Annotated in this window: 1 protein-coding gene; it reads right to left on the bottom strand. The window is 76.6% G+C overall.

What is annotated here, in order from left to right; genetic code table 11:
* On the bottom strand, nt 1–683 hold a 683-nt coding region (locus HMPREF3105_RS01250), incomplete at its 3' end, for an MBL fold metallo-hydrolase (protein ID WP_070708587.1).
* Nucleotides 684–826: the final 143 nt, after the last annotated feature.

Genomic DNA, 826 nt, shown 5'->3' with positions numbered 1-826 from the left:
TCGCCGTGACCGGGCAGGACCGTGCCGGCCCCCGTCGCGGCGAGGGCGTCCAGCGAGCGCAGGGCGAGGCCGCTGTCGGCGGTCGCGGCCCCGGCGATGATGCGCGGGCCGCGGCGACCGGTGTAGGGGTCCAGGGTGACGAGGGCGTCGCCGGAGATGAGGACGTCCCGGTCCGGCAGGTGCAGGGCGCAGTGGCCGTGCGTGTGGCCCGGGCTCGGCACCACCACGGGGCGCCCGGGGACGGGCACCGTCTCCCCCGGGGTGAGCTCGGCCGTCGCCCTGACGCCCTTCACCGTGAACACCCCGGCGGCCACCATCGAGCCCAGGATCGGCAGCGCGGCCGGGTGGCGGAGCGGGTAGAGCGCGCGCGGGTTCTCGTGCGCGTAGGAGTAGGGATGGGCGGCGAGGTAGTGCTCGGCGCGGTGGGCGTACACCGGGACCCCCAGCCGCTCCACGAGGCGACGCGCGGCACCGACGTGGTCGAAGTGCGCGTGCGTGAGCACGAGGGCCTTGATGTCCTCCGGGCGACGCCCGAGCGCGCGCACGGCGTGCCCCAGCGGACGCCACACGGCGGGCAGGCCGGCGTCCACAAGGGTCAGCCCGTCCGTGTCCTCGATGAGGTAGCAGTTCACGTTCGCGTGCTGGACGAGGTGGATGCCGGGGGCGACGGGACGGGCGGTCATGACGGAACCTCCAGGACGGTGGGCGGTCCGCACCGCCGGCCCGGCGAGGGCTTCGGCGGGCGGTTCGGACCCCACCAGTGGAGCATCGGCGCGCGCGGCCGCGGTAGGGCTCAGCGTCCCGCGCCGGCCCGACGACGGCGCCC

The organism is Micrococcus sp. HMSC31B01 (assembly GCF_001816085.1).
Lineage (GTDB): Bacteria > Actinomycetota > Actinomycetes > Actinomycetales > Micrococcaceae > Micrococcus > Micrococcus luteus.
This window is presented reverse-complemented; position numbering and strand designations above follow the sequence as displayed.